This is a genomic window from Xanthomonas sp. DAR 35659 (genome assembly GCF_041242975.1).
In the GTDB taxonomy this organism is placed as follows: Bacteria; Pseudomonadota; Gammaproteobacteria; order Xanthomonadales; family Xanthomonadaceae; genus Xanthomonas_A; species Xanthomonas_A medicagonis.
This window is the reverse complement of sequence record NZ_CP162488.1, coordinates 3441977-3465200: the sequence shown is the minus strand read 5'-3', so window position 1 is coordinate 3465200 and position 23224 is coordinate 3441977. Positions and strand designations below refer to the sequence as shown.

15 protein-coding genes are annotated in these 23224 nt (G+C 66.5%); 9 read left to right on the top strand and 6 right to left on the bottom strand.

All coding sequences use genetic code 11. The annotated features are described in order from the left end of the window. Nucleotides 1-4: 4 nt before the first annotated feature. From virB11 to AB3X07_RS14375, 6 genes are all read left to right on the top strand, one after another. The gene (gene virB11 / locus AB3X07_RS14400; RefSeq protein ID WP_369939279.1) at nucleotides 5-1048 is read left to right on the top strand and encodes a P-type DNA transfer ATPase VirB11; all 1044 of its coding nucleotides are present in this window, start codon (nucleotides 5-7) and stop codon (nucleotides 1046-1048) included. A 136-nt stretch (nucleotides 1049-1184) separates the two neighbouring features. Next, a complete protein-coding gene (locus AB3X07_RS14395) occupies nucleotides 1185-2057 on the top strand; it encodes a lytic transglycosylase domain-containing protein (protein ID WP_369939278.1) in 873 nt (290 codons plus the stop codon). 72 nt (nucleotides 2058-2129) lie between these two features. Next, on the top strand, nucleotides 2130-2537 hold the full coding sequence (locus AB3X07_RS14390) for a TrbC/VirB2 family protein (protein ID WP_369944774.1): 408 nt from the start codon (nucleotides 2130-2132) through the stop codon (nucleotides 2535-2537). Beyond that, nucleotides 2530-2841: a type IV secretion system protein VirB3 gene (locus AB3X07_RS14385; RefSeq protein WP_369939276.1), complete on the top strand. Its 312-nt coding sequence runs from the start codon at nucleotides 2530-2532 to the stop codon at nucleotides 2839-2841. The genes AB3X07_RS14390 and AB3X07_RS14385 overlap by 8 nt, the downstream gene beginning before the upstream one ends. Before the next feature lie 171 nt (nucleotides 2842-3012). Beyond that, nucleotides 3013-5484 (top strand): VirB4 family type IV secretion/conjugal transfer ATPase, encoded by a 2472-nt coding sequence (locus AB3X07_RS14380; protein WP_369939275.1) that lies wholly within the window; start codon nucleotides 3013-3015, stop codon nucleotides 5482-5484. A 221-nt stretch (nucleotides 5485-5705) separates the two neighbouring features. Further along, on the top strand, nucleotides 5706-7316 hold the full coding sequence (locus tag AB3X07_RS14375; RefSeq protein WP_369939274.1) for an alpha-glucosidase: 1611 nt from the start codon (nucleotides 5706-5708) through the stop codon (nucleotides 7314-7316). A 1016-nt stretch (nucleotides 7317-8332) separates the two neighbouring features. On the opposite strand, the gene AB3X07_RS14370 is transcribed toward AB3X07_RS14375, so the two are convergent. Together AB3X07_RS14370 and AB3X07_RS14365 are read right to left on the bottom strand one after the other, a co-directional pair. Continuing rightward, nucleotides 8333-11095 (bottom strand): TonB-dependent receptor, encoded by a 2763-nt coding sequence (locus AB3X07_RS14370; RefSeq protein WP_369939273.1) that lies wholly within the window; start codon nucleotides 11093-11095, stop codon nucleotides 8333-8335. A 531-nt stretch (nucleotides 11096-11626) separates the two neighbouring features. Then, the gene (locus AB3X07_RS14365; RefSeq protein ID WP_369939272.1) at nucleotides 11627-13735 is read right to left on the bottom strand and encodes a glycoside hydrolase family 97 protein; all 2109 of its coding nucleotides are present in this window, start codon (nucleotides 13733-13735) and stop codon (nucleotides 11627-11629) included. A gap of 241 nt (nucleotides 13736-13976) precedes the next feature. Between AB3X07_RS14365 and AB3X07_RS14360 the strand changes: the two genes are divergently transcribed. The 3 genes from AB3X07_RS14360 to AB3X07_RS14350 are packed head-to-tail and all read left to right on the top strand — an operon-like array spanning nucleotide 13977 to nucleotide 19341. Then, on the top strand, nucleotides 13977-16178 hold the full coding sequence (locus AB3X07_RS14360) for a Six-hairpin glycosidase-like protein (protein ID WP_369939271.1): 2202 nt from the start codon (nucleotides 13977-13979) through the stop codon (nucleotides 16176-16178). After that, nucleotides 16175-17665, top strand: coding sequence for an MFS transporter (locus AB3X07_RS14355; RefSeq protein WP_369939270.1), 1491 nt, complete (start codon nucleotides 16175-16177; stop codon nucleotides 17663-17665). The genes AB3X07_RS14360 and AB3X07_RS14355 overlap by 4 nt, the downstream gene beginning before the upstream one ends. Then, on the top strand, nucleotides 17662-19341 hold the full coding sequence (locus AB3X07_RS14350) for an alpha-amylase family glycosyl hydrolase (RefSeq protein WP_369939269.1): 1680 nt from the start codon (nucleotides 17662-17664) through the stop codon (nucleotides 19339-19341). Before AB3X07_RS14355 ends, AB3X07_RS14350 begins: the two co-directional genes overlap by 4 nt. Before the next feature lie 231 nt (nucleotides 19342-19572). On the opposite strand, the gene AB3X07_RS14345 is transcribed toward AB3X07_RS14350, so the two are convergent. The 4 genes from AB3X07_RS14345 to AB3X07_RS14330 form a co-directional block, all read right to left on the bottom strand. Further along, nucleotides 19573-21144: a PepSY-associated TM helix domain-containing protein gene (locus tag AB3X07_RS14345; protein WP_369939268.1), complete on the bottom strand. Its 1572-nt coding sequence runs from the start codon at nucleotides 21142-21144 to the stop codon at nucleotides 19573-19575. A 10-nt stretch (nucleotides 21145-21154) separates the two neighbouring features. After that, the gene (locus AB3X07_RS14340) at nucleotides 21155-21418 is read right to left on the bottom strand and encodes a hypothetical protein (protein WP_369944773.1); all 264 of its coding nucleotides are present in this window, start codon (nucleotides 21416-21418) and stop codon (nucleotides 21155-21157) included. Beyond that, nucleotides 21418-21699, bottom strand: a complete 282-nt coding sequence (locus tag AB3X07_RS14335; protein WP_369939267.1) for a hypothetical protein — start codon at nucleotides 21697-21699, stop codon at nucleotides 21418-21420. The genes AB3X07_RS14340 and AB3X07_RS14335 overlap by 1 nt, the downstream gene beginning before the upstream one ends. Nucleotides 21700-22112: 413 nt before the next feature. Further along, complete coding sequence (locus AB3X07_RS14330; protein ID WP_369939266.1) at nucleotides 22113-23219, bottom strand: LacI family DNA-binding transcriptional regulator; 1107 nt, start codon at nucleotides 23217-23219, stop codon at nucleotides 22113-22115. Nucleotides 23220-23224: the final 5 nt, after the last annotated feature.

Here is a 23224-nt window from a genome sequence, read left to right as displayed (position 1 = left end):
CACCGTGACCCTCGACGACTCTCCCACCGCGCAGATCTCCAGCGATTTCCTGGATTACCAGTACTCCGTGCTGGGCATCCTGGATTATCTGAATTCGCCGGAAGTGACGGAAATCTGCATCAACCGTCCGGGCGAGTTGTACCTGGAGACGCTGCGCGGCTGGCAGAAGATGGATATCCCGTCGTTGACGTTCGATCGGGCGCGCCAGTTCTGCACCGCCGTGGTCAATGAGAGCAATACCGGGCAGCGCATCACCGATACCGATCCGGTGGTGTCGCTGACCTTCCCGACCGGGCAGCGCGCGCAGTTCGTGATTCCGCCAGCCTGCGATGCAGGCAAGGTGTCGATCACCATCCGCTTGCCGTCCAAGCACACCAAGACGCTGGAGCAGTACAAGGAGGACGGCTTTTTCCAGGAAATCCTGGAGGAGGTCGCGGGAGTCAGCGAACAGGATCGCGAGTTGCTGGAGTTGCGGCGCGAGCGCAACTACGCGGAGTTCTTCAAGAAGGCCGTGCTGTTCAAGAAGAACGTCGTGGTCGCCGGCGCCACGGGCAGCGGCAAGACCACCTTCATGAAGTCGTTGGTGAATCATATTCCCAACGAGGAACGGCTGGTCACGATCGAGGATGCACGCGAGCTTTTCATCAGCCAGCCCAATTCCGTGCATTTGCTCTATTCGAAAGGTGGACAAAGTACGAGCAACGTGACCGCCAAGAGCTGCATGGAGGCATGCCTGCGCATGAAGCCGGACCGGATCATTCTGGCGGAGTTGCGCGGCGATGAATCCTTCTATTTCATCCGAAACTGCGCTTCGGGCCATCCCGGGTCCATCACCAGTTGCCACGCTGGCAGCATCGGTCAGACCTGGGACCAGTTGGCGCTGATGGTGAAGGCTTCCGCGGAAGGCTCCGGCCTGGAATTCGCGGTCATCAAACGCTTGTTGATGATGACCATCGATATCGTGGTGCACATCAAGTCGCATGCCGGCCGTCGCTACATCACCGGCATCGATTTCGATCCGGAGCGGACGCTCCATGGTGGTCACTGAATATGTTCACCAAGGTGATCGCCTGCGCCGTCGTTGATTGACTTTGTTTTTCACTTCGAACACGATTGTTTTGCGCCATATGCGACTCGCCAAGCGGTAGCTCGGCAGGGTCGATGCACTTAGGAGGAACTGCGGCATGTTGCCAGGCATGGAACTACTGAGCTGTCCTGAAATGGCGGTTCCGGCTGAAGTGATGCAGCACGTCGTGCGCGTTGAGTCTTCGCACAATCCTTTTGCAATCGGCGTGGTCGGCGGCCGCCTGGTGCGGCAACCGCAGAACATTTCCGAAGCCGTCGCCACGGCGCGGATGCTGGAGCAGAAGGGCTACAATTTCTCGCTCGGTCTGGGCCAGGTGAATCGCTACAACCTGGTGAAGTACGGGCTCGACTCGTACGAAAAGGCATTCAACACCTGCCCGAACCTGCAGGCGGCCTCCAGGATTCTCGCGGAATGCTATAGCCGTTCCGGTGGCAATTGGGGAAAGTCCTTTAGTTGCTACTACTCCGGAAATTTCGAGACCGGCTTCAAGCACGGTTACGTGCAGAAGATCTATGCGTCCATCAACCAGGGACGGGCGCAGCAGGTAGAGGTTCCCGCCGGTGCGATTCCCCTGGCTGCGCCCGGTGTGCGCAGGGCTGTTGCGGACACGGCAAAAGCAGCGCTGGTACGCGAACTCGATTCGGTCGTATCCCGGCGAATCGAGTCGAACAGTCGCATCGCGAACAGACCAGTCGCGCAGCCTGCGCCTTCCATGTCTTATCAAGGCGACGCAGTTGCGGCAACGCAACCGGGTGGCGGTAGTCCTGCCGTCGCGTCGCAGGCAGGCAGGTCAGATCTCTATCTCATACGACCGACAGGCGGGGGCAAAGGAGTGGCCGTGCCTGCTGGTGGCGGAGCCGATCCAGCTTCGCGCGCTTCTGCGGCAGGGCCACAACCCGTCGCCGGAGCGGTAGTTACCGGCTCCAACCTTCCGCCGCCTCCCCCTGGCGACGGAGCTTTCGTGTTCTAGCCGGTTGCAGCAGTCCTGCCATGTAAATGGTATCTGATCATCCCTCTGTTCCAAATCAGGAGATACGCCATGATGCACAAGAAAAATGAAGTCGCCGGGAATGCCAAGGTGGTCGGCAAGGCCGCATTGCAAGCCCTTCTCTTCACCGCGGCCGTGCTGGCCTGTGGTGCGGCGATGGCCACCAACCCCGGCGGGGACGGGGGCTATGCCGGAACCAATGACAAGGTGTGCGGCTTCCTGGGTAAGACCAACAACATTCTCAACATGGCATCGGTTGTCGTTGTCACCATCGCCGTCGTCTTCGCTGGCTACCAGATCGCGTTCGCGCACAAGCGCGTTTCCGAAGTCACCCCGGTCTTGCTTGGTGGCGTGTTGATTGGCGCCGCCGGCCAGCTCGCCAAGATGCTGATCGGCGATACCGGCCAGACCGCTTGCACCGCGGGCATCAATTTCGTTCAGCACGCCATGCAATATGCATAAGAACGTGCTCTTCCGCGGCTGCACGCGGCCACCAATGTTCTTTGGGGTGCCCTACATCCCATTTTTCGTCGGGGCGGGCGGCGGCTTCCTGTTGAGTATCTATTTCAATTTTTGGTTCCTGCTGCTGATCCCGGTGATCGTTTTCATCATGCAGCAGATGACCAAGCGGGACGAGATGATCTTCAGGATGCTGGGGTTGCGCTGGATGGTCAGGATGCGCGTGCGCAACCTGCAGCGCTACTCGGGTATGTGGGTGTTTTCTCCCAACGAGTACCGCAAGGAAGTGCCCGGCGCCAAGCGCTGACCGGGATTGGCGGATGTCCTCGACCCCATGCACGACGCGTGTCGTGCATGGGGTTGTTTGGTTTTCACGGCGCACTGGCTCAGCCAGCGCGTAGGCTTGTATTGTTCGACTGTTCCCGACTCGTCCGAGCCGGGCCTTGGCAACAGGAAATGGATTCAACGTCATCCCACTATGTTCATCCCAGACACCTCGATCAGTGAGTTCATTTCCCTCTCCACGCATGTGGCGCCTTCGGTGCTCAAGACGACGGGGGGAGACTTCATGTTGACCTGGCATCTGGGAGGCTTGCCGTTCGTCGGGCGCGAAGAGTGGGAGATCGAGCACCGCCACAACACGTTCAATCGGATGCTGCAGACCCTGCGCGCTCCGGATTACACCAATGTGGCCTTCTGGGTCCATGACGTGCGCCGCCGCCGCCGGATCAAGTCGAGCGGCAAGTTCCGCCAGGCGTTCAATCAGGAGCTTTCCGACAGGTATTACGGAACGCTTTCGTCGCAGAAGATCATGCAGAACGAGTTGTATCTGACCATGATCTATCGCCCTGTCGTCTCGGGGAAGCGACTGATGGACAAGTCGTCCAACGTCTCCCAGTTGCAGACCGAGCAGGATCAGGCCATCGCCAAGATCCTGGAACTGGCCGGCAACGTCGAAGCGGTGTTGAAGGACTATTCGCCTTATCGGCTGAGCATGTACGAAGCCAGCAATGGCGTCGTCTTCTCCGAGGCGCTCGAGTTCTTCGGTTACCTCATCAATCGCATCGACGAGCCCGTGCCGGTGCTGCAGGCGCCGGTTCCGGCCTATCTTCCGGTCAGCAAGCACATGTTCGCCAGCAAGACCGGCGATTACGTGATCAAGACTCCCGAGGGCGTCAATCATTTCGGTGCGATCCTCAATATCAAGGAGTACACCGATGGCACCTATCCGGGCATCTTGAATGGCCTGAAGTATCTCGATTTCGAGTACGTGGTGACCCATTCCTTCACTCCCATGGGGCGTCACGACGCGCTGAAGGTCCTGGACCGGACCAAGGGCATGATGATCTCGTCGGGCGACAAGGCCGTCAGCCAGATCCACGAACTGGACCTGGCGATGGATCAGTTGTCCTCGGGCAACTTCGTGCTGGGCGAGTATCACTTCACCATCGCCGTTTACGCTGATACCCAGGAAAAGCTATCGCAGCAGATCGCGTCGACACGGGCGGAGTTGTCCAACGCCGGTTTCGTCTCCACCAAGGAGGATCTGGCCGTCGCGTCGTCGTTCTATGCGCAGCTCCCGGGCAACTGGAAGTACCGCACCCGCCTGGCCAATGTCAGTTCGTTGAATTTTCTCGGCCTGTCCCCCTTGCACAACTTCGCCCAGGGCAAGCGCGACAACAACCCGTGGGGCGAGTGCGTCACCACGCTGCAGACCACCAATGGCCAGCCGTATTACTTCAATTTCCACGCCACCCATCCGGCGGAGAATTCGTTGGGCGAGAAGGCGATCGCCAACACCATGGTCATCGGTAAATCCGGTACCGGTAAGACGGCGCTGATCAATTTTCTGCTCAGCCAGGTGCAGAAATTCGATCCCGTTCCGACCATCTTCTTTTTCGACAAGGATCGCGGTGCGGAGATCTTCGTCCGTGCCTGCGGTGGCAATTATCTCGCGCTCGAAAATGGCATGCCCACCGGCTTCAATCCTTTCCAGTGCGAGCGCAACGAGGCCAACGTGCAGTTTCTGGCCGAGCTCATCAAGCTCCTGGCCGGCAAGATCGAATACACCTCGCGCGACGAGGAAGACATTTTCCGCGGCGTGGAAGGCATGCTGGATACGCCGCCGCATCTGCGCAGCATGACCAATTTCCGCAAGAGCCTGCCGAACATGGGCGACGACGGTCTGTATGCGCGCATGCGCAAGTGGACCGCGGGCAATTCGCATGGCTGGGTGTTCGACAACCCGGTCGATACCATCGACCTGGAAAAGGCCAGCATCATCGGCTTCGATTACACCGACATCATCGACAATCCGGAAGTGCGCGCGCCGGTCATCAACTATCTGCTGCACCGGCTTGAGGCCTTGATCGATGGCCGTCCGCTGATCTATGTGATGGACGAGTTCTGGAAAATCCTGGACGGCAAGGGCGGCCTCAAGGAGTTCGCCAAGAACAAGCAGAAGACCATCCGTAAGCAGAACGGCCTGGGCATCTTCGCCACGCAGAGCCCGGAGGACGCGCTTGCCAGCGACATCTCCGCGGCGCTGGTCGAGCAGACCGCGACCATGATCTTGCTGCCGAATCCGAACGCCAGCAAGGAGGATTACATCGAGGGGCTCAAGCTGACCGAAGCCGAGTATCAGGTGGTGGTCAATCTCGACGAGCGCTCGCGTTGCTTCCTGGTCAAGCAAGGTCACGGCTCATCGGTATGCCAGCTCAACTTGCGCGGCATGGACGACGCGCTGGCCGTGATCTCCGCGTCCACCGACAATATCGAGATCATGCATGAGGTGCTGCAGCAGAAGGCCAAGATGCACGGCGTCGCGCCGAACGATCTGCGGCCGGAGCAGTGGTTGAGCGAGTTCTACGCCAAGCGCAAGGGTTCCGGTAAATCCGCGTCCGGCAAGTCGTCGTCTTCGGACAGCCGCGGGACCGCGACGACGGCGTGACCGCAGCGTTGGAAGAAGGCGGCTCTTCGATGGGCGCCTTCTTCGATGCATGTGGGTGCGGCAGCGCCGCGATGGCCCAAGCGGAAGGCAGCCTTGCTGTCGGGGCTGCAAACTGCTGAATACGTATGCAAGCATCTGGTCAATGCGCGTACCGACGTTAACCTAACGCAGCTTTGCGTGCGCCCCTTGCGCACGCGATTTCTGCCCGAGGGGGGCGTTGCATGACCCAGGCTCCATGGTGGCGCGGTGCCGTCATCTATCAGGTTTACCCGCGCAGCTTTCTCGATGCGAACGGCGATGGCGTCGGCGATTTGCCGGGCATCGTGCAGAAGCTGGACTACATCGCCGCGCTGGGCGTGGATGCGATCTGGATCTCGCCGTTCTTCAAATCGCCGATGGCCGATTTCGGCTACGACATCGCCGATTACCGCGAAGTCGATCCGCTGTTCGGCACGATGGACGACTTCGATCGGCTGCTGGCCAAGGCGCATGCGCTGGGCCTGAAGGTGATGATCGATCAGGTCCTCAGCCACACTTCGGTGGAGCATGCCTGGTTCAAGGAGAGCCGGGAAAGCCGCGACAATCCCAAGGCCGATTGGTATGTGTGGGCGGATGCGCGCGAGGATGGGACGCCGCCGAACAACTGGATGTCGATCTTCGGCGGTGTCGCCTGGCAGTGGGAGCCGCGCCGCGGCCAGTACTATCTGCACAACTTCCTGGCGTCGCAGCCGGATCTGAATTTCCACCATCCCGAGGTGCAGCAGGCGACGCTGGACAACGTCGAGTTCTGGCTGGCGCGCGGGGTGGACGGCTTTCGGCTGGATGCGATCAACTTCTGCTTCCACGATCCGCTGCTGCGCGACAATCCGCCCAAGCCGGTGGAGAAGCGTGTCGGGCGGGGGTTCAGTCCTGACAATCCGTACGCGTTCCAGTATCACTACTACAACAACACGCAGGCGGAGAATCTGCCGTTCCTGCAGAAGCTGCGCGGCCTGCTCGATCGCTATCCTGGGACGGTGAGCCTGGGCGAGATCTCGTCTGAGGATTCGCTCGCCACCACCGCCGAATACACACGCGCGGGGCATCTGCACATGGGCTACAGCTTCGAGCTGTTGACCGACGATTTCAGCGCGGCCTACATCCGCGAGACGGTATCGCGCCTGGAGGTGGCGATGACCGAGGGCTGGCCGTGCTGGGCGATCTCCAATCACGACGTGCAGCGTGCGGTGACGCGCTGGGGCAGGGGCGCGGAAACGCCGGCGTTCGCGCGCCTGCTGACCGCGATGCTGTGCTCGCTGCGCGGGTCGGTGTGCATCTACCAGGGCGAGGAACTGGGCCTGGGCGAGGCCGAGGTGCCGTTCGAGGCCTTGCAGGATCCGTACGGCATCGCCTTCTGGCCAAGCTTCAAGGGCCGCGACGGCTGCCGCACGCCGATGCCGTGGGACGCCAGCGCGCATGCCGGCTTCACCCAGGGCGAGCCATGGTTGCCGGTGTCGCCAGCGCATCGCGCGCTGTCGGTGGCCGCGCAGTTGGCCGATCCGCAGTCGGTGTTGAGCGCGTTCCAGCAGTTCCAGGCGTGGCGCAAGCGGCACGTGGCCCTGCGCGAAGGCGACATCGCGTTCGTCGAGACCGCGGAGCCGGTGCTCATGTTCGTGCGCCGGCAGGCGCAGCAGACCTTGCTGTTGGCGTTCAATCTTTCCGCGCACCTCGCCGAGGCCGCGTTGCCCGACGGCGACTGGCGCGCGGTGGCGGTTCCGGGTGTGGAGTTGGGCAGTGTCGACGGCGGCGTGCGTTTGCCCGGCTATGCGATGGTGTGCCTGGAGCGCGTGTAGGGCACCTAGTCGCCTCGGAAAGTGTTCTGTAGGAGCGGCTTTAGCCGCGACGGGCTTTACAGGGAACGCCTCGTCGCGGCTAAAGCCGCTCCTACAGGGCAAACTGCATCTGACTCGATTGTGGCGAAAGTAGTTGTCAGAGGCGCACTGTAGTCGAGTCATCGCCGCAGTTTGACTCGCTGCCGGCTGCCGGCTGCCGGCTGCCAGCAGCGAAGGCGCTGTAGCTCGTCGATCCTTTGGTGTCCGGCCCGGTGCCAAATTGGGGCCGTAAGCACTCCGCCACTCCGATGCGCGTGGCCGTGTGCGATGCGGAGCAGTTATCCGATGGGTGCGCGTGGGCGCGCGGCGGCATGGTCCTGCCCAAAGGCGACTTGGTTTGCGCGCCGGCGGGAGGTTCGGCATGGAAGTCTCTGCGATGCCGAGGTTTTTTGGGCTTCTCCTGCTGGCGCATGCTCCAGGTGCTAATCCTTGCGCAGCACATCTGCGCGAGCGCGCCGGAGGCGCCGGCCATGCCAGGTCGTCATCGCTTTCGACATTCACATCATGCAGGCAGCCAGTTCACGCTTTTGTTCGCGTGGGTCATCGATCGGCGACCTGGCAGTGACCGCTTGGGTTCGGCAACCCGCGGCGGCGAGTACTGCCAGGCGCTGGTGAAAGCGATTCCGCGATCACTGCCTGGGTAATCAACGCCGCGAACTTGGCGCAGATCATGCCGGATGCCTGCGGGGTCCAGTCCTGCTTTGCCGCGGATGCTGTCACAGCACCGCGTGCAAGCTTCCGAGTCATGGCTGGTGCGGATCTGCCGGACGCTTGCGGCGCCCAGACCCGCTACCGCAGGGATGCGATTCCAATGTCGCGTGCGGACTTCCATAAAAACTGCGCAGATCGTGTCTGGCGCGTACGGTCCATCCGTTGCCGCACCAATGCGTTCCCAACGCTGCTCGCGGGCGATCCGAACCATAAAAAAACCCGCCGACAGGGCGTCGGCGGGCTCGTTTCGGCATGCGGAGCGGGAACTAGAATTTGTAGTTCACCCCGAGCATGTAGGTGCGGCCCCATTCGACGTATTCCAGCGGGCGGTCCTTGGTGCCGGCGTAGGTGCGGTAGGGCGAGTTGGTCAGGTTGCTGGCCTGCAATAGCAGGCTCAGTCCGGCCAGGGTACTGCCGTCGGCGAAGGTGTAGCTGAGCTGCGCGTCGGTCACGTTCTCACCGACCACGTAACGCAAGGTGCGGTTGCCGTTGAAGTTGCCGATCTCGCCGATGAAGTCCGAGCGCCGACGCTGGCTGACGCGCGCCTCGAAGCCGTTGCGCTCGTAGTAAGCGGTGAAGTTGTACACGCGCTTGGACAGGCCCGGCAGGTCGATCGGCGCCGAGCCGACGCTGGAGACGCTGTCCGGATCGACGATCTTGATGTCGCTGTCGTTGAACGTGGCGCTGGCCTGGATGCCGAAGCCGCGCAGGCTGTCGGTGACCATGTCCAGCGGCAGCGACGCGGTCAACTCCAGGCCGCGCAGGGTACCGCCCTTGCCGTTCTGCGGCGAGGAGAAGGTGCCGGTGGTCTGCACCGGCACGGTCATGCTGGGCGGGCGCACATAGCTGGCGAGCAGGGCGGAGAAATCGTAATCGTCGCGCGACTGCGTATAGATGTAGCTCTTCAGGTCCTTGTAGAACACCGCGGCGGCCACGTACGCCTTCTCGCCGAAGTACTTCTCGTACGACAGGTCCAGCGCGTTGGCACGCCACGGGTCGAGCAGGGGGTTGCCGCCGCTGCCGCCGGGTTTGCCGGTGGAGGTGTCGACGCCGAAATCCAGGCCGGCGCGCATCTGGTCCACGCGCGGACGCGCTACTTGCTTGGCCGCGGCGAAGCGCAGGGTCTGCTGGTGAGGAAACAGGAAGGCCAGGTTGAGGCTCGGCAGCCAGTCGTTGTAGGTCTTGCCGGCATCGATCGGCAGCACGTTCTGGCCGGCGGGACGGGATTGGTCGAAGTAGCTGGACTGCGAGCTCTGATCGGCGCGCTGCAACTGCACGCCGATGTTGCCGCGCACGCCGACCTCGCCGATGTCAGTGTTGATGTTGGCGCGGACCCAGGCCGTGGTGATCTTCTCCTGCACGGTCCACGATTTCGGGATCAGATAGTCCAGGTTGGTGACCGGATCGAAGGTCATGTAGCGCGAGACCGCCGCCGGCACATTCCAGGCCGGGATGGTGCCGATGCCGGCGAAGCCCAGATTGACCGGGTCGTACTGCAGGTCGCTGGCGATGCTGGTGTCGCCCTGCGCGCCGAGCAGGATGTTGCCTTCGGCCTGGGCCTTCTGCTTGCGGCGGTCGGCGTAGTTCACGCCCACGTCGATGTCCGAGAACCAGGTCAGCGCCTGCGGCGCCGGCAGCGTCGCCGCCAGGCGGCCGCCCTTCAGGCGGTCCTCGACTTCCGGCACCTTGCCGTAGCCGGAGCCGTAGATGGTGTTGGTCAGGAACAGGTTGTTCGGATCGGAATAGTCGCGGCCGGGCGTGATCTGCGAGAAGTCGTTGGGCTTGATCGCCAGGCCGACGGTATCCAGCTGCGGCATCGGCACCAGTTGCAGGTTGTTCTCCAGGTTCAACTCCTTGCGGGTGGCCTTGGAGTAGTTCAGGTCGGCGACCAGGCGCACGCTGCCGAGGTTGAATTCGTTGTTCCAGCCGAACGCGTCGATCTTGTCCTTGCGCTTGTTGTACATGCCGCGCACCAGCGGATACACGCCGCTGGCGGTGCCGCCGGTGAAGCTGCCGCTGGCGTCGACCTGCGGGTTGGTGATCAACAGGCCGGGCGTGTAGCCGCCGTTGTAGTTGCTGAGATTGACCTCGAACTGATTGGCAGTGTCGATCTGCTCGGCTTCGGTGTGGAACGCGTCGAAGGTGCTGGTCCAAGTGCTGGACGGGCGGAACTGCACGGTCGCCATCACGCCGTCACGCTTGTTGTTGCCGGTACGGCGCAGCGCCTTGATGCCGTCGGAGAAATAGGTGCCGGCGGCCACGCCGGGACGGCTGCCGCTGTCCGTGTTCTGCGTGGTCCACGGCTCGTACAGGCCGACCTGGTTTTCCTGGATCGGCATGTCGCTGTGGGCGTAGCCGATCGAGATGCCCAGGGTCTTGTCGAGGAACTGGTCGATGTAGCTGGCGCTGAAACGGTTGCCGTAGGCATCGACGTCGGCGGCCTTGCCCAGCGAGCTCTTCTGCAGGCGGCCGCTCACCGCGATCACCCGATCAGGGAAGCTCAGAGGACGCACGGTCTGCATGTCGATGGTGCCCGACAGGCCCTGGCCGACCAGGCCGGCGTCGGGCGTCTTGTACACGGTCACGCCATTGACCAGTTCCGACGGATACTGGTCGAACTCGACGCTGCGGTTGTCGCCGGTGCTGACCACCTCGCGGCCGTTGAGCAGGGTGGTGGCGAAGTCGGGCGACAGGCCGCGCACGCTGATCACCTGGGCACGACCGGCCACGCGCTGCGCGGCCAGGCCGGGCAGGCGCCCCAGCGATTCGGCGATGCTCACGTCCGGCAGCTTGCCGATGTCCTCGGCCGAGATCGCCTCGACGATGGACGTGGAATCCTGCTTGATCGCGATCGCGTTCTCGATGCCGCGACGGATGCCGGTCACCTGGACCTTGTCCAGTTCGGTGACTGGATTCTGCGCCGGCTCGGCGGTGCCGCCGGTCTGCGTGTCGGATTGTGCGGCGGCCAGCATCGGCGTCATGGCGATGGCCAGCGCCAGGGTCAGCGCATTGCGCTTGTGGTTCAACATTTTCCCCTCCCAGGCAATGTTGTCGTGCAAATTTTCGGTCCGGCGCGTCGGCCGGATATAGAGATCGCGCAGCGTTTCCAGGTGACGCGACTGCGACGTATGGTAGACACGGCGGTCCGCCGCGAACGCGGGCTGCATACGTATTCACTGGTTTTCATCGCATTGGAATCGATTCCAAGGGCGTACTGGCGCAGGCGGCGATGTGCGCAGCGTGCACTGGGAACTCGTCGGCGCTTGGGATGCAGCGCATCGTCGGCGTGGCGGCGACGGGGCCATCCCATGGCGATGGTCAACACTCGGGCGTCCCGCCGTGTCCGCCGCATGCGCGCGGATGTGGGCAGGACGGACTTGGAGGAGGCGGCCAGAGACGTATGGCGGCTTCGCCGGCAGGGCGGCGCGGACGCGGCACGGCGATGTGCCCTTGCAGCGATGAACGAGTTGGGCCACTTCAGGCATCGGCCAGCGCGTCGCCCGATACGCGAGCACGCGCCGGCGGCGGTAAGCGCCGGCGGGCGACTGGCGCTTTGAACATCAGGGGCGCATCGGCGTGCTGCCGTGGGCGTCCGCCGCGGCGTCCAGCGGCACGAACCGGATCGCCTGGCCGCCGCCCGGCGCCAGCTTCAGCTGCAGCCGGTCGGCGCTGGTGACCTCGCGCTGCTCGCGCACGAAGGCGAACGGGTTGCTACGGTAGTCCGCCGCATCCCCGTCGCGGTAGATCTCGGCGCGGTAGCGCACGCCCGGCTCCAGGAACGACAGGGCCACCGGCAGCACGCGGCCGTGTTCGTCGGTGATGCTGCCCAGGTACCAGTCGCGGCTGTGACGGTCCTTGCGCACGATGGTGACGTAGTCGCCGACCTCGCCGTCGAGTACGCGGCTGTCGTCCCAGTCCACCGCCACGTCCTCGATGAAGCGGAACGCGTCGCGGTGCTGCAGGTAGTGCTCGGGCAGGTCCGCGGCCATCTGGATCGGGCTGTAGATCGTCACGTACAGCGCCAGCTGCCGCGCCAGCGTGCTGGGGATCGGCTGGCCGTCGCGGCCCTCGAGGCTGAGGATGCCGGGCGTGTAGTCCATCGGGCCGGCCAGCATGCGGGTGAACACCAGGTTGACCTCGTGCTCGGGCGGGTTCGGCGGCTGGCCCCAGGCGTTGTACTCCATGCCGCGCGCGCCTTCGCGCGAGAGCCAGTTGGGATAGGTGCGACGCAGGCCGGTGTCCTTGATCGGCTCGTGCGCGTTGACCGACAGGTGCCGCGCCGCCGCTTCGCGCACCACCTTGAGGTGATGCTGGGCCATGAACTGGCCATCGTGCCATTCGCGCCACAGCGGCCCGCCGGCCGGATTGCGCCGGTCCACCTGGCCGTCGTCGCAGACGTAGCCGGTCTTGAACGTGTCCACGCCCAGCCGCGCGTACAGATCCAGGGCGGCGTCGAGCTGGTCCTCGTAATGCTGCACCGCGCAGCCGGTTTCGTGGTGGCCGATCAGGTGCACGCCTTTCCCGGCCGCGTAGGCGGAGAGTTGCGCGATGTCGAAATCCGGGGTCGGCCGGGTGAAGTCGAAGCTGTCGCCATGGCCGAACCACTCGCCGTTCCAGCCGGGATTCCAGCCTTCCACCAGCACGCCGCGGAAGCCGTGCGCGGCGGCGAAGTCGATGTAGCGGCGGGTGTTGGCGGTGGTCGCGCCGTGCTTGGGGCCGGTCGCCCAGGTCTGCTGGTTCAGGTGCATCGACCACCACACGCCCACGTACTTGGCCGGGTGCACCCAACTCACGTCGCCGAGCGCGTTGGGTTCGTTGAGGTTGAGGATCAGGTCCGAGTCCACCAAGCCGCCGGCATGGTCGGCGACCTGCACGGTGCGCCACGGCGTCTCGAACGGCAGGCGGCGCTTGACCTTCCAGCCTTGCGCCGAGGACGACAGCTGCGCATGCAGGCGCTGGCCGTCGCCGCGGCGCAGCCACATCCCGGCGTAGTCGACCAGGGCGGCTTCGTGCAGGGCGATGTGCAGGCCGTCGCGGCTGCGCAAGGTGATCGGCGTGTGCGCCAGCGCGACCTGGTTCAACGGCGTCTGCCGGTACAGGTATTCGTAGTGGATCGGCTCGCCGGCCGGGATCCACCAGGCGGTCGCCTCCGGCGCGATATCGAACTCGGTCAGTTCCTCGTCGATGATCGCCTCGCGCAGGCCTGGCTGCTGGGGGAAGCTGTAGCGAAAGCCCAGGCCGTCGTCGTAGACCCGGAACACCACGGCGAAGCGGCGGCGCTGGCCGCTGCGCTCGCCCAGATCCACGCGCAGTTCGTTGTAGTGGTTGCGCACGAAGCGGCGCTCGCCCCAGGGTTGTTCCCAGGTCTCGTCCACGCTGCGGGTCGCCTGCGCCAGCACGTCCAGGTCGCGGTCCAGGCGTCCGTCGCGCAACTGGAAGCCGAGCCGGGATTCGCCGATCACGGTGTCGCCCAGGCGCTGCACGCGGTAGCTCGGCTTGCCGCCATCCAGCTGCAGCGCGACCTGCAGCACCTTGCCGGGCGATTCCACACTGGCCACGGTCTTCGGTTCGGCGCGCAGCAGCGGTGCGGTGCACAACAGCGCGGCGGCGAGCAGCAGCGGCAGGCGATGCGTCCAGCGCACGAGTGGCATGGCATGAAGCTGCGGCATCTCCCCTCCCAAGGCGGCCGTTGCAGGTGCGGCGACTATAGCGAGGCGCCGCGGCGCGGCCGCAGCCCACGCAATGAATACGTATGCAGATGCACGCGGTGCGATGCGGCGCGTCTACCATGTCCGCAGCGCCTCTCGAAGAAGAGGCCGCGACCGTGGCGCCGGCCTGCCGGCACCGCGAACCCACAATGCAGGCAAAGAGGGAGGGAGGCCGACGGGCGCGAGCCGGTCCGCCGCTTCGATGCTGAAGATGATCTGCTTGGCCGCCACCTTGGGTGCCGCGGTGTCGGCGCCTGCGTGGCAGGCGTCTTTGCAATGGCGCGGCCAGACCGCGCACGCCGCGGCCGCCGCCGATGGCGGCTTCGTGCTGAGCTCGACGCAGGGCAAGCGCACGCTGGCGCCGCAACCGCTGCGCAGCGAGACCGCCAGCCCGCTGTTCGATGCGCTGTTCGCGCTGGCGCAGCAGGAGCTGCGCGACGACCAGGTCGACGCGATCCGCGATCCCGCCTTCGACCACGGCAAGCCGCTGCCATGCGACTGCTACCAGACCGGCGAGCGCTGGCCCTACGTGTGGACCCGCGACGTCAGCTATGCGGCCGATCTGGCGCTGGCACGGCTCGATCCGCAGCGCACGCGGCGCTCGCTTCACTTCAAGCTGTCGGCGATGCGCGGTCCCGACGCGCTGCCGGGCCTGTTCGTGGCGCAGGACACCGGCTCCGGCGGCAGCTGGCCGGTGAGCAGCGACCGCGTGGTCTGGTTCCTGGCCGCGCGGCACCTGCTCGACGACGCGGCGTTCGCCGCCGACACCCGCGCCGCGCTCGATGCGACCCTGGCGCAGGACCGCGCGTTCGCGTTCGACCCGCGCATCGGCTTGTACCGCGGCGAGACCTCGTTCCTGGACTGGCGCGAACAGACCTATCCGGCCTGGACCCGCGACGACGTGCGCTTCATCGCCGAGTCGTTCGCACTGTCCACCAACGTGCTGCATTACCAGGCGCTGCGCCTGGGCGAACGGCTGGCGCGCGAGCAGGGCGACGCCACCCGCGCGGCGCGCTATGCCGGCTGGGCCGATGCGCTCAAGCAGGCGATCGCGCAGCGCTTCTGGCGCGAGGACCGCGGCACCTATGTCAGCTACATCGGCAGCGCCGCGCATCCGGTGGCCTACGAAAGCTATGATCTGCTCGGGCTGTCGCTGGCGGTGCTGGCCGACGTGCTGCCGCGCGCGCGCGCGCGCCAGGCATTGGCGCGCTATCCGGCAGTCGAGGCCGGCAGCCCGGTGGTGTGGCCGCAGCAGCGGGACGTGCCGATCTACCACAACCGCGCGATCTGGCCGTTCGTCAGCGCCTATGCGCTGCGCGCGGCGCGGCACACCGACGACAGCGCGCGGATCGCCTTCGAGGTGCAGTCGTTGATGCGCGGCGCGGCGCTTGCGGGATCGAACATGGAGAACTACGAGTTCCTGAGCCAGGCCGCGCACGTGGACGATGGTCCGCTCAGCGGCCCGGTGGTCAATTCGCCACGGCAGCTGTGGTCGGTGGCGGGCTACCTGGCGATGGTGATCGAAGGCGTGTTCGGCGTGGAGGAGGATGGCCGCGTGGCGCCCAAGTTGCCGGCCAGCCTGGTGCCGATGCTGTTCGGCGACCGCCAGGAGATCGCGCTGCAACTGCACGACCGGCGCATCGTGCTGCGGCGGCCTGCGCGGTTGCAGGGCGATCTCCTGGTGGCCGGCGATACGCGCAACGCGGCTGGTGTGACCACGGTGCAATTGGTCGGCCGCGCGACCGGAAGTACGCCGGTGCCGCTGCTCACCTCCGCCGAGGCGTTCGCGCCGTCGGCACCGGTCGCTCCACGCGTCGAACGCGACGCACAGGGCTGGCGCGTGGCCGCTCCCGCCGGCACGGTGCTGTATGTCGATGGCCAGCGTCGTCCGGGCGCGGCGGATGGCACGCGACTGCCGCTGCGCGAGCAGGTGCAATGCCTGAGCCTGACCCGTCGCGATGCCCATTGGGAATCGCTGCACAGCCCCAGCGTCTGCATCGGTGATGTGGTCCGCCTCGCCGGAGACGACGACTGGCGTTGGACCGCTCCGCACGACGGCGACTACCGGTTGAGCCTGCGCTACGCCAACGCACATGGTCCGATCAACACCGGCGTCACCGCCGCGGTGAAGCAACTGCAGCTGCAATGCGGCGATGCCGCACCGCAACGGATGCCGGTGGTGATGCCGCACAGCGTCGGCGAACAGGAGTCCACCGCCGCCGTGTTCGCGCTGAAGGCCGGGCAGGCCTGCCGCATCCGGTTGGCGCCGGCGGCCAACATGAGCGCACTGCAGCACTTCGCGCGCTACACCGGCGGCCAGGGCGGCGCCGATGGCGTGGTCAACGATGCCGCCGTCGCCGCGCTGCTGATCGCGCCGGCCGCGACCGCGCAGGTGCGCCGATGAGCGCGGTGCCGCGCGCCAAGCCGGCGCTGTCGTTCTGGCAGATCTGGAACATGTGCTTCGGCTTCCTCGGCATCCAGTTCGGTTTCGCGCTGCAGAACGCCAACGCCAGCCGCATCTTCCAGACCCTGGGCGCGGACATGGAGCAGGTGCCGGGGCTGTGGATCGCCGCGCCGCTGACCGGGCTGATCGTGCAACCGATCGTCGGCTACCTGTCCGACCGCACCTGGAACCGCTTCGGCCGGCGCCGCCCGTATTTCATGGTCGGTGCCTTGTTCACCACGCTGGCGCTGCTGGTGATGCCGAACTCGCCCGCGTTGTGGGTGGCCGCCGGCACGCTGTGGATCCTGGACGCCTCGATCAACATTTCGATGGAGCCCTTCCGTGCCTTCGTCGGCGACCAGTTGCCGCAGCGCCAGCGCGCGACCGGCTACGCGATGCAGAGCTTCTTCATCGGCGTGGGCGCGGTGGTGGCGAGCCTGCTGCCGTGGTTGCTGGCGCAATGGGGCGTGAGCAACACCGCCGCGCCGAAGCATGTGCCGGACACGGTGCGCTACGCCTTCTACCTGGGTGGCGCGGTGCTGTTCCTGTCGATCGGCTGGACCGTGCTGCGCACGCGCGAGTATCCGCCGGAAACCTTGCACGGCTTCGACGACGCGCCGCCGTCGCATGACGCCGACGCAGCGGCGCTGCCGCGCGCGGATGCCGCCGCGGCGATCTGGCTGGCGCTCGGCGCGGCCGGCGCGGCGGCGATCGCCTGGAGCGGCGGCGACCGCATGCTGTACGTGCTGGCCGGCCTGTTTGCGGCCTATGGGCTGTTGCAATGGGTGGCGCCGCGGCTGCGGCCCGGGCACATGCTGGCCACGATCATGCGCGACGTGCAGGCGATGCCGCTGGCGATGCGGCGCCTGGCCTGGGTGCAGTTCTTCTCCTGGTTCGCGCTGTTCGCGATGTGGATCTACACCACCGCGGCGGTGACGCAGACGCACTACGGCGCCACCGACACCGGCTCGGCGGCCTACAACGACGGCGCCAACTGGGTCGGCGTGCTGTTCGGTGCCTACAACGGGTTCGCGGCGCTGGCGGCGATCTGCATTCCGCTGCTGGTGCGGGCGCTGGGCCTGCGCGTCAGCCACATGATCAACCTGTGCCTGGGCGCGGCCGGCTTGCTGTCGTTCCTGTGGATCGGCGACCCGCGCTGGCTGCTGCTGTCGATGCTGGGGGTGGGCTTCGCCTGGGCGTCGATCCTGTCGCTGCCGTACGCCCTGCTGTCGGACAGCGTGCCGGCGGCGAAGATGGGCGTGTACATGGGCATCTTCAATTTCTTCATCGTGATCCCGCAGCTGGTCGCGGTCAGCGTGCTGGGCTTCGTGCTCAGGCACTGGCTGGACGGCAAGCCGCTGTACGCGCTGGGCGTCGGCGGCGCCAGCCTGTTGCTGGCGGCGCTGTGCGTGCTGCGGGTTCCGGCCGAACCGGGAGCAAGGCAATGACGTATCGGATCTCGCTGCTCGCGCTGGCGTTGCTGGGCGCGGCGGCGCCGGCGGCGCGCGCGCAGACCACCGCCGAGTACTACGGCACGCTGGAGCCGTTCGCCAGCGAGGCGGTGTATTTCGTCGTCACCGACCGCTTCGTCAACGGCGACCCCGGCAACGACCAACGCGACCAGGGCGGCGCGCATCGCACCTTCGATATCCCGCTGCCGGCGCCGCCGGGCGAGAGCGACAACATCGGCTACCTCGGCGGCGACTTCAAGGGCGTGGTCGACAATGCCGGCTACATCCGCGGCCTGGGCTTCGGCGCCGTGTGGATCACGCCGATCGTCGACAATCCGGACGAAGCGTTCACCGGCGGCAAGCCGATCAGTTGGGGCAGCAACCTCAGCGATCGCGGCAAGACCGGCTACCACGGCTACTGGGGCGTCAATTTCTACAAGCTGGACGAACACCTGCCCAGTCCGGGCCTGGATTTCGCCGGCTTCACCCAGGCGATGCATGCGCAACAGCTCAAGGTGGTGCTGGACATCGTCGGCAACCACGGCTCGCCGGCCTGGACCATGCCCAAGCGGCAGCCGATGTTCGGGCAGGTGTTCGACCGCGACGGCACGCTGATCGCCGACCACCAGAACCTGCCGCCGTCCAAGCTGGACCCGGCGCACAACCCGCTGCACGCGTTCTACAACACCGGCGGCAATCTGGCCGAACTGTCCGATTTCAACGAGCGCAATCCGGCGGTGATGGAGTACCTGGTCGGCGCGTACTCGCAGTGGCTGGGGCAGGGCGCCGACGCATTCCGCATCGACACCATCGGCTGGATGCCCGACAGCTTCTGGCACGAGTTCGTACGCCGCATCCGCGCGCAGCGCCCGGGCATGTTCATGTTCGGCGAGGCCTTCGACTACGACGCGCGCAAGATCGCCGGGCATACCTGGGCGCGCAACGCCGGGGTCAGCGTGCTGGATTTCCCGCTGAAACAGGGGCTGGCGGCGGTGTTCGGACACGAACAGCGCGGGTTCGAGACGCTGCAGGCGCCGCTGTTCCTGGAGCGCGGTCCGTACGCCAATCCGTACGAACTGATGACCTTCTACGACAACCACGACATGGCACGGCTGGACGCCAGCGACGCCGGTTTCATCGATGCGCACAACTGGCTGTTCACCGCGCGCGGCATTCCGGTGCTCTACTACGGCTCGGAGACCGGCTTCATGCGGGGTCGCGCCGAGCATGCCGGCAACCGCAACTACTTCGGCCAGGAGCGGGTGGATGCCGCGCCGCAGAGTCCGATCTTCGCGCCGTTGCAGCGCATCGCGCAGTTGCGCCAGCGCACGCCGGCGCTGCAGCGCGGGCTGCAGCTCAACCTGCGCCTGTCCGGCGACGAGGCGGTGTTCTACCGCGTGTACCAGCACGCCGGCACGACCCAGACCGCGCTGGTGCTGCTCAACAAGGGCGACACGGCGAAGACACTGGAAGTGCGCCGCTACCTGCAGCCCGGTATCTGGCACGACGGCTTCGACGGCAGCGCGATCGAGGTCGCGGACGTGTTGCGGGCCGAGGTGCCGGCGCATGGCGTGCGCGTGTTCCTGTCCGACGCGCCGATCGTGCGCCCGGACCTGCGCGCCAGGCTGGGGTGGTTGATGACCGCCAAGGATGGCGTGGAACCGCCGCACTAGCGCCTGCGTTGATCGCTTTTTGTAGGAGCGGCTTCAGCCGCGACAGGCGTTCTCCGTAGCGCCTGTCGCGGCTGAAGCCGCTCCTACAGGGATCTCCGAGCATCGGCGCGGTGCGCTGTAGGAGGGACTTCAGTCCCGACGGTTTCCGAAGCTGGAGTAGTGGACGGCCCGGTTCGTCCCGACGGAGGGCCGAGGCCGCGCAGAGTCGCTTCTACAGAACGCGAGCTGCGCTCACGCCGCCGCCGGCTGCGGCTCGGCCCACACGCTGTTCGGTTCGCCGTGGCGTGCGCGGCGCGCGGTGGCGCGCGCCAGCGCCGCGAAGCCCGCCGCCATCGCCAGCGACACGCCGTCGACCCAGAACAACGCCCATTGCCCGGCGGCGGCGCTGGTCCACATCCACCAGCCGCTGGCCAGGCCATGCGCCAGCGGGATCGCCGCGGTCACCGCCGCCGCCAGCCACAGCAGTTCGCGCGCGGCCTGGGCGGGCGTGCGCATCGCGGCCCACAGCGCACACAGCGCCCAACTGCCGAAGCAGGCCAAGCGCATGCCGGCGTTCACCGCCTCCGGCGCGATCCGTTCCAGCACCTGCACCGCGACGAACGCGGCCGAGACCGCCACGCACAGGCCGATGCACACGCCGACCGTGGCCCGCGCCATGTTGATCTGCGCGCGGCCCTGCTGCGCCTGGCGGCGCTTGCGCCGCGATTCGATCCACAGCAGGTTGCCCGAGTAGAACAGGAACGCGCCGCCGATCCCGAGCAGGAAGTACAACCACGCCACCAGCGCGTTGCCGTACTCGCCGAAATGCAGGGCGTAGGCCGAGGTCAGCGTGGCATGGTTGGCATCGCGGCGTCCGGGCAATTGGGTGGCGATGACCTTGCCGCTGGCCGCCTCCAGCGCCACCGTGCCGGTCGGCCCCAGGGTGCCGGGCGATTCGCCGCTGATCTCCACCGTGGCGTTGCGGTCGCCGGCATGCTGCAGCTTCATGTACACCGGCTCGAACTCGGCCAGTCCCTGCCGCCGCGCTTCGGCGATGGCGCGCGCGCGCCAATCGGCCAGCGTGCCCAGCGGCGCCGGGGTGCCGCTGGCGCTGCGCACCGGCGCGGTGTCCATCGCCACCGGCACCGCTTCCGGCAGCTTGCCGTCGAACACCAGCGGATTCAGCGCCGCCATCAGCACCAGCGACAGGCAAAGCACCGCCCCGGTCACCGCGAACATCAGGTGCAGCGGCAGGCTCAGCACTCCAACCACGTTGTGCGCATCCAGCCAGAACTGCTTGAGATTGCGGCCCGGCCGCAGCGCGAACAGGTCCTTGAGCAGCTTGGGCAGGTGGATGATCAGCCCGGACACGATCGCCACCGCGTACAGCAGGCTGACGATGCCCATCAGGTAGACGCCCGCCACCGGCAGGCCCAGCGTGTAGTGCAACTCGTTGACCAGCGTGGCCAGTTCGGCCTGCGGCACGGTCGGCCCGCCATCCAGGTCGTCCAGCGTGGCCATCTGCCACTCGCCCTTGCTGTCGGGCCAGTAGATCAGTGCCTTGGGGAACTCGCTGCTCGGGAACAGCATGCCGAGCATCGGCCTGGCCTGCGGGTGCCGTGCCAGGGTCGCATCGAGCAGGCGCTGGGCGTCGTCCACGGTCTGCACCGGCTCCGGCTGCTGCGACTGCCAGTGCGGCAGATCGTGGTGGAACACGGTGATCGCGCCGGCGTAGAAGGCCACGAACAGCGCGAAGCCGGCGATCAGACCCATCCAGGTGTGCAGCGCGGTGAAGGTGCGCAGCGTGGCGGCGTGCAGTTTCATGCGGGTGTCCTCATTGCGCCCAGCCCAGGGTCTTGAGCGCCCACAACAGGGCGAAGCCGGCGAGCGCCGCGCCGCTCAGCCACGCCCATGCGCGGCGGCCGCTGGCGAACGCGAAGGCGCCGACCGCAACGCCCACCCACAACGGCACGAACGCGATCAGCGCTGGCACCAGCGCCCGCTGCCACGGCCCCGGCGGCAGCCAGCAGGCCAGTCCGGTCAGCGCGGCGGCGAGGAAGAAGCCGGGAATCAGCCCGGCCAGGCCGCGGCTCCACATCATCGTGGGCGGCCCCGCGCAGCAGCATCGGCGTCGCCGCGCAGCGCCCCGACGGTCGGCACCAGCATCAGGCCCAGCATCCAGGCGGCGAGCATCGCGCACAGTCCGGCGCCGATGCCCAACTGTGCGATCCAGGCCGCCAACGAGGCGGTCGCCAAGGCCAGGCCGAGCCAGGTGCCGACGGCGCGCAGGCGCCGCAATGGCGCCACCCGGCAATGCGGCGAGCCCGCGTACAGGGCCAATGCCGATAGCAGCGCACACGCCGTGGCGACCACGATCATGGCCAGGGACGGTGCCTCATCGGGCGCCGCACCAGGCCGCCGCTGGCGTCGAGCCTGGGCATGCCGTGGCGATACGCGGGCCGGCGCAGGAGGAGCGGACAACGGAGCGGGCAGGGGGCATCGACGATTCCGGTGGGCGTGAGCGCTGGCGGCACATCGCGTCGCAGTCGGCGTAGATGATAATGATTCTGCTTTCGCATGGAAGTGCGGGCGGGCGTGGTCGCCGCACGATCCAGTGCGGGCGATGGTGGGTTGTCGTTGTCAGGTGGGCGCGCGGCGTCCCGCGTGCCGGCACGCGGGCGGCAGAGCGTTGGCTGTTCGCAGAGCCGACGGCGGTGGTGCAGCGAGTCGCCGATCAAGGAGCCGGTGCCGCCTGGCCCGTGAGGCGAGCCGGCGTGCGCGCCGCGCGGCCGTCAGCCGCGCAGCGAGGAGCCGCGCAGGGCCAGCGTCACCGGCAGGGTGCGGCTGCTGACCGGCTGTCCGGCGATCTGCGCCAGCAGGGTTTCCACCAGCACCGCACCGGCCAGCTTGGTGTCCTGCTGCACGGTGGACAGCGCCGGCGCCACACAGGCGGCGACGGGGATATCGTCGAAGCCGGCCAGGGCCACGTCCTCGGGCACGCGCAGGCCGTGCTCGCGCAGCGCCTTCAGCGCGCCGATCGCGATCAGGTCGCTGGCGGCGAAGATCGCGTCGAAGCGTTCGCCGCTCTCCAGCAACGCCAGCGCCGCCTCGTAGCCGGACTGTTCGGTGGTGATCGCATCGACCTGCAGGCCTGGATCCAATGCCGACCCGGCCGTGCGCAGGGCCTCGGCGTGGCCGCGATAGCGTTCGAGGAACTCCGGGTAGTGATTGGAGGCGTCGCCGAGGAAGGCGACGCGCCTGCAGCCCTGCGCCAGCAGGTGCGCGGTGATGTCGTGCCCGCCCTGGAAGTTGTCGCTGCCGATCGACACGCCCGGCTGCTCGGCCAGCACCGCGCCCCAGCGCACGAAGTGCGTGCCTTGCTCGACCAGGTGCTGCAGCCGCTGCTGCGCCTGCAGGTAGTCGCCGTAGCCGAGCAGGATCAGGCCGTCGGCCTTCTGGCTGTCGCCGTAGTCGGCACGCCAGTCGTCCGACAACTGCTGGAACGAGACCAGCAGGTCGTAGCCGTGGCGCGCGCAGGCGCGGGTGATCGAACCCAGCATCGAGTGGAAGAACGGGTTGATCAGCGAGTCGTCGGTGGTCGGGTCCTCGAAGAACAGCAGCGCCAGGGTGCCGGCATTGCGCAGGCGCAGGCTGGAGGCGTGCTTGTCGACCTTGTAGTTCAGTTCGTTGGCGATCGCCAGGATCTTGCGCCGGGTCTGCTCGTTGACCGCCGGGCTGCCGCGCAGCGCGCGCGAGACGGTGGGCTGCGATACGCCCGCCAGATAGGCGATATCGAGCGATGTGGCCTTGCCTTTGATGACGGGGCGCTCGCAGTGCGGGGGACAGGGGGCAGCATGCCATGGCGTACGGGATAGCACTTGCTGCGGTGCAGCGTGCATGCGCG

Bases quoted from the DNA above. Each gene is read 5' to 3' on its own strand.
- AB3X07_RS14345 (WP_369939268.1), bottom strand. From the start codon at position 21,144: ATGAAACTGCACGCCGCCACGCTGCGCACCTTCACCGCGCTGCACACC.
- AB3X07_RS14380 (WP_369939275.1), top strand. From the start codon at position 3,013: ATGTTCATCCCAGACACCTCGATCAGTGAGTTCATTTCCCTCTCCACG.
- AB3X07_RS14370 (WP_369939273.1), bottom strand. From the start codon at position 11,095: ATGTTGAACCACAAGCGCAATGCGCTGACCCTGGCGCTGGCCATCGCC.
- AB3X07_RS14355 (WP_369939270.1), top strand. From the start codon at position 16,175: ATGAGCGCGGTGCCGCGCGCCAAGCCGGCGCTGTCGTTCTGGCAGATC.
- AB3X07_RS14375 (WP_369939274.1), top strand. From the start codon at position 5,706: ATGACCCAGGCTCCATGGTGGCGCGGTGCCGTCATCTATCAGGTTTAC.
- AB3X07_RS14350 (WP_369939269.1), top strand. From the start codon at position 17,662: ATGACGTATCGGATCTCGCTGCTCGCGCTGGCGTTGCTGGGCGCGGCG.
- AB3X07_RS14360 (WP_369939271.1), top strand. From the start codon at position 13,977: ATGCTGAAGATGATCTGCTTGGCCGCCACCTTGGGTGCCGCGGTGTCG.
- AB3X07_RS14335 (WP_369939267.1), bottom strand. From the start codon at position 21,699: ATGATCGTGGTCGCCACGGCGTGTGCGCTGCTATCGGCATTGGCCCTG.
- AB3X07_RS14365 (WP_369939272.1), bottom strand. From the start codon at position 13,735: ATGCCGCAGCTTCATGCCATGCCACTCGTGCGCTGGACGCATCGCCTG.
- AB3X07_RS14385 (WP_369939276.1), top strand. From the start codon at position 2,530: ATGCATAAGAACGTGCTCTTCCGCGGCTGCACGCGGCCACCAATGTTC.
- AB3X07_RS14340 (WP_369944773.1), bottom strand. From the start codon at position 21,418: ATGTGGAGCCGCGGCCTGGCCGGGCTGATTCCCGGCTTCTTCCTCGCC.
- AB3X07_RS14390 (WP_369944774.1), top strand. From the start codon at position 2,130: ATGCACAAGAAAAATGAAGTCGCCGGGAATGCCAAGGTGGTCGGCAAG.
- AB3X07_RS14395 (WP_369939278.1), top strand. From the start codon at position 1,185: ATGTTGCCAGGCATGGAACTACTGAGCTGTCCTGAAATGGCGGTTCCG.
- AB3X07_RS14330 (WP_369939266.1), bottom strand. From the start codon at position 23,219: ATGCACGCTGCACCGCAGCAAGTGCTATCCCGTACGCCATGGCATGCT.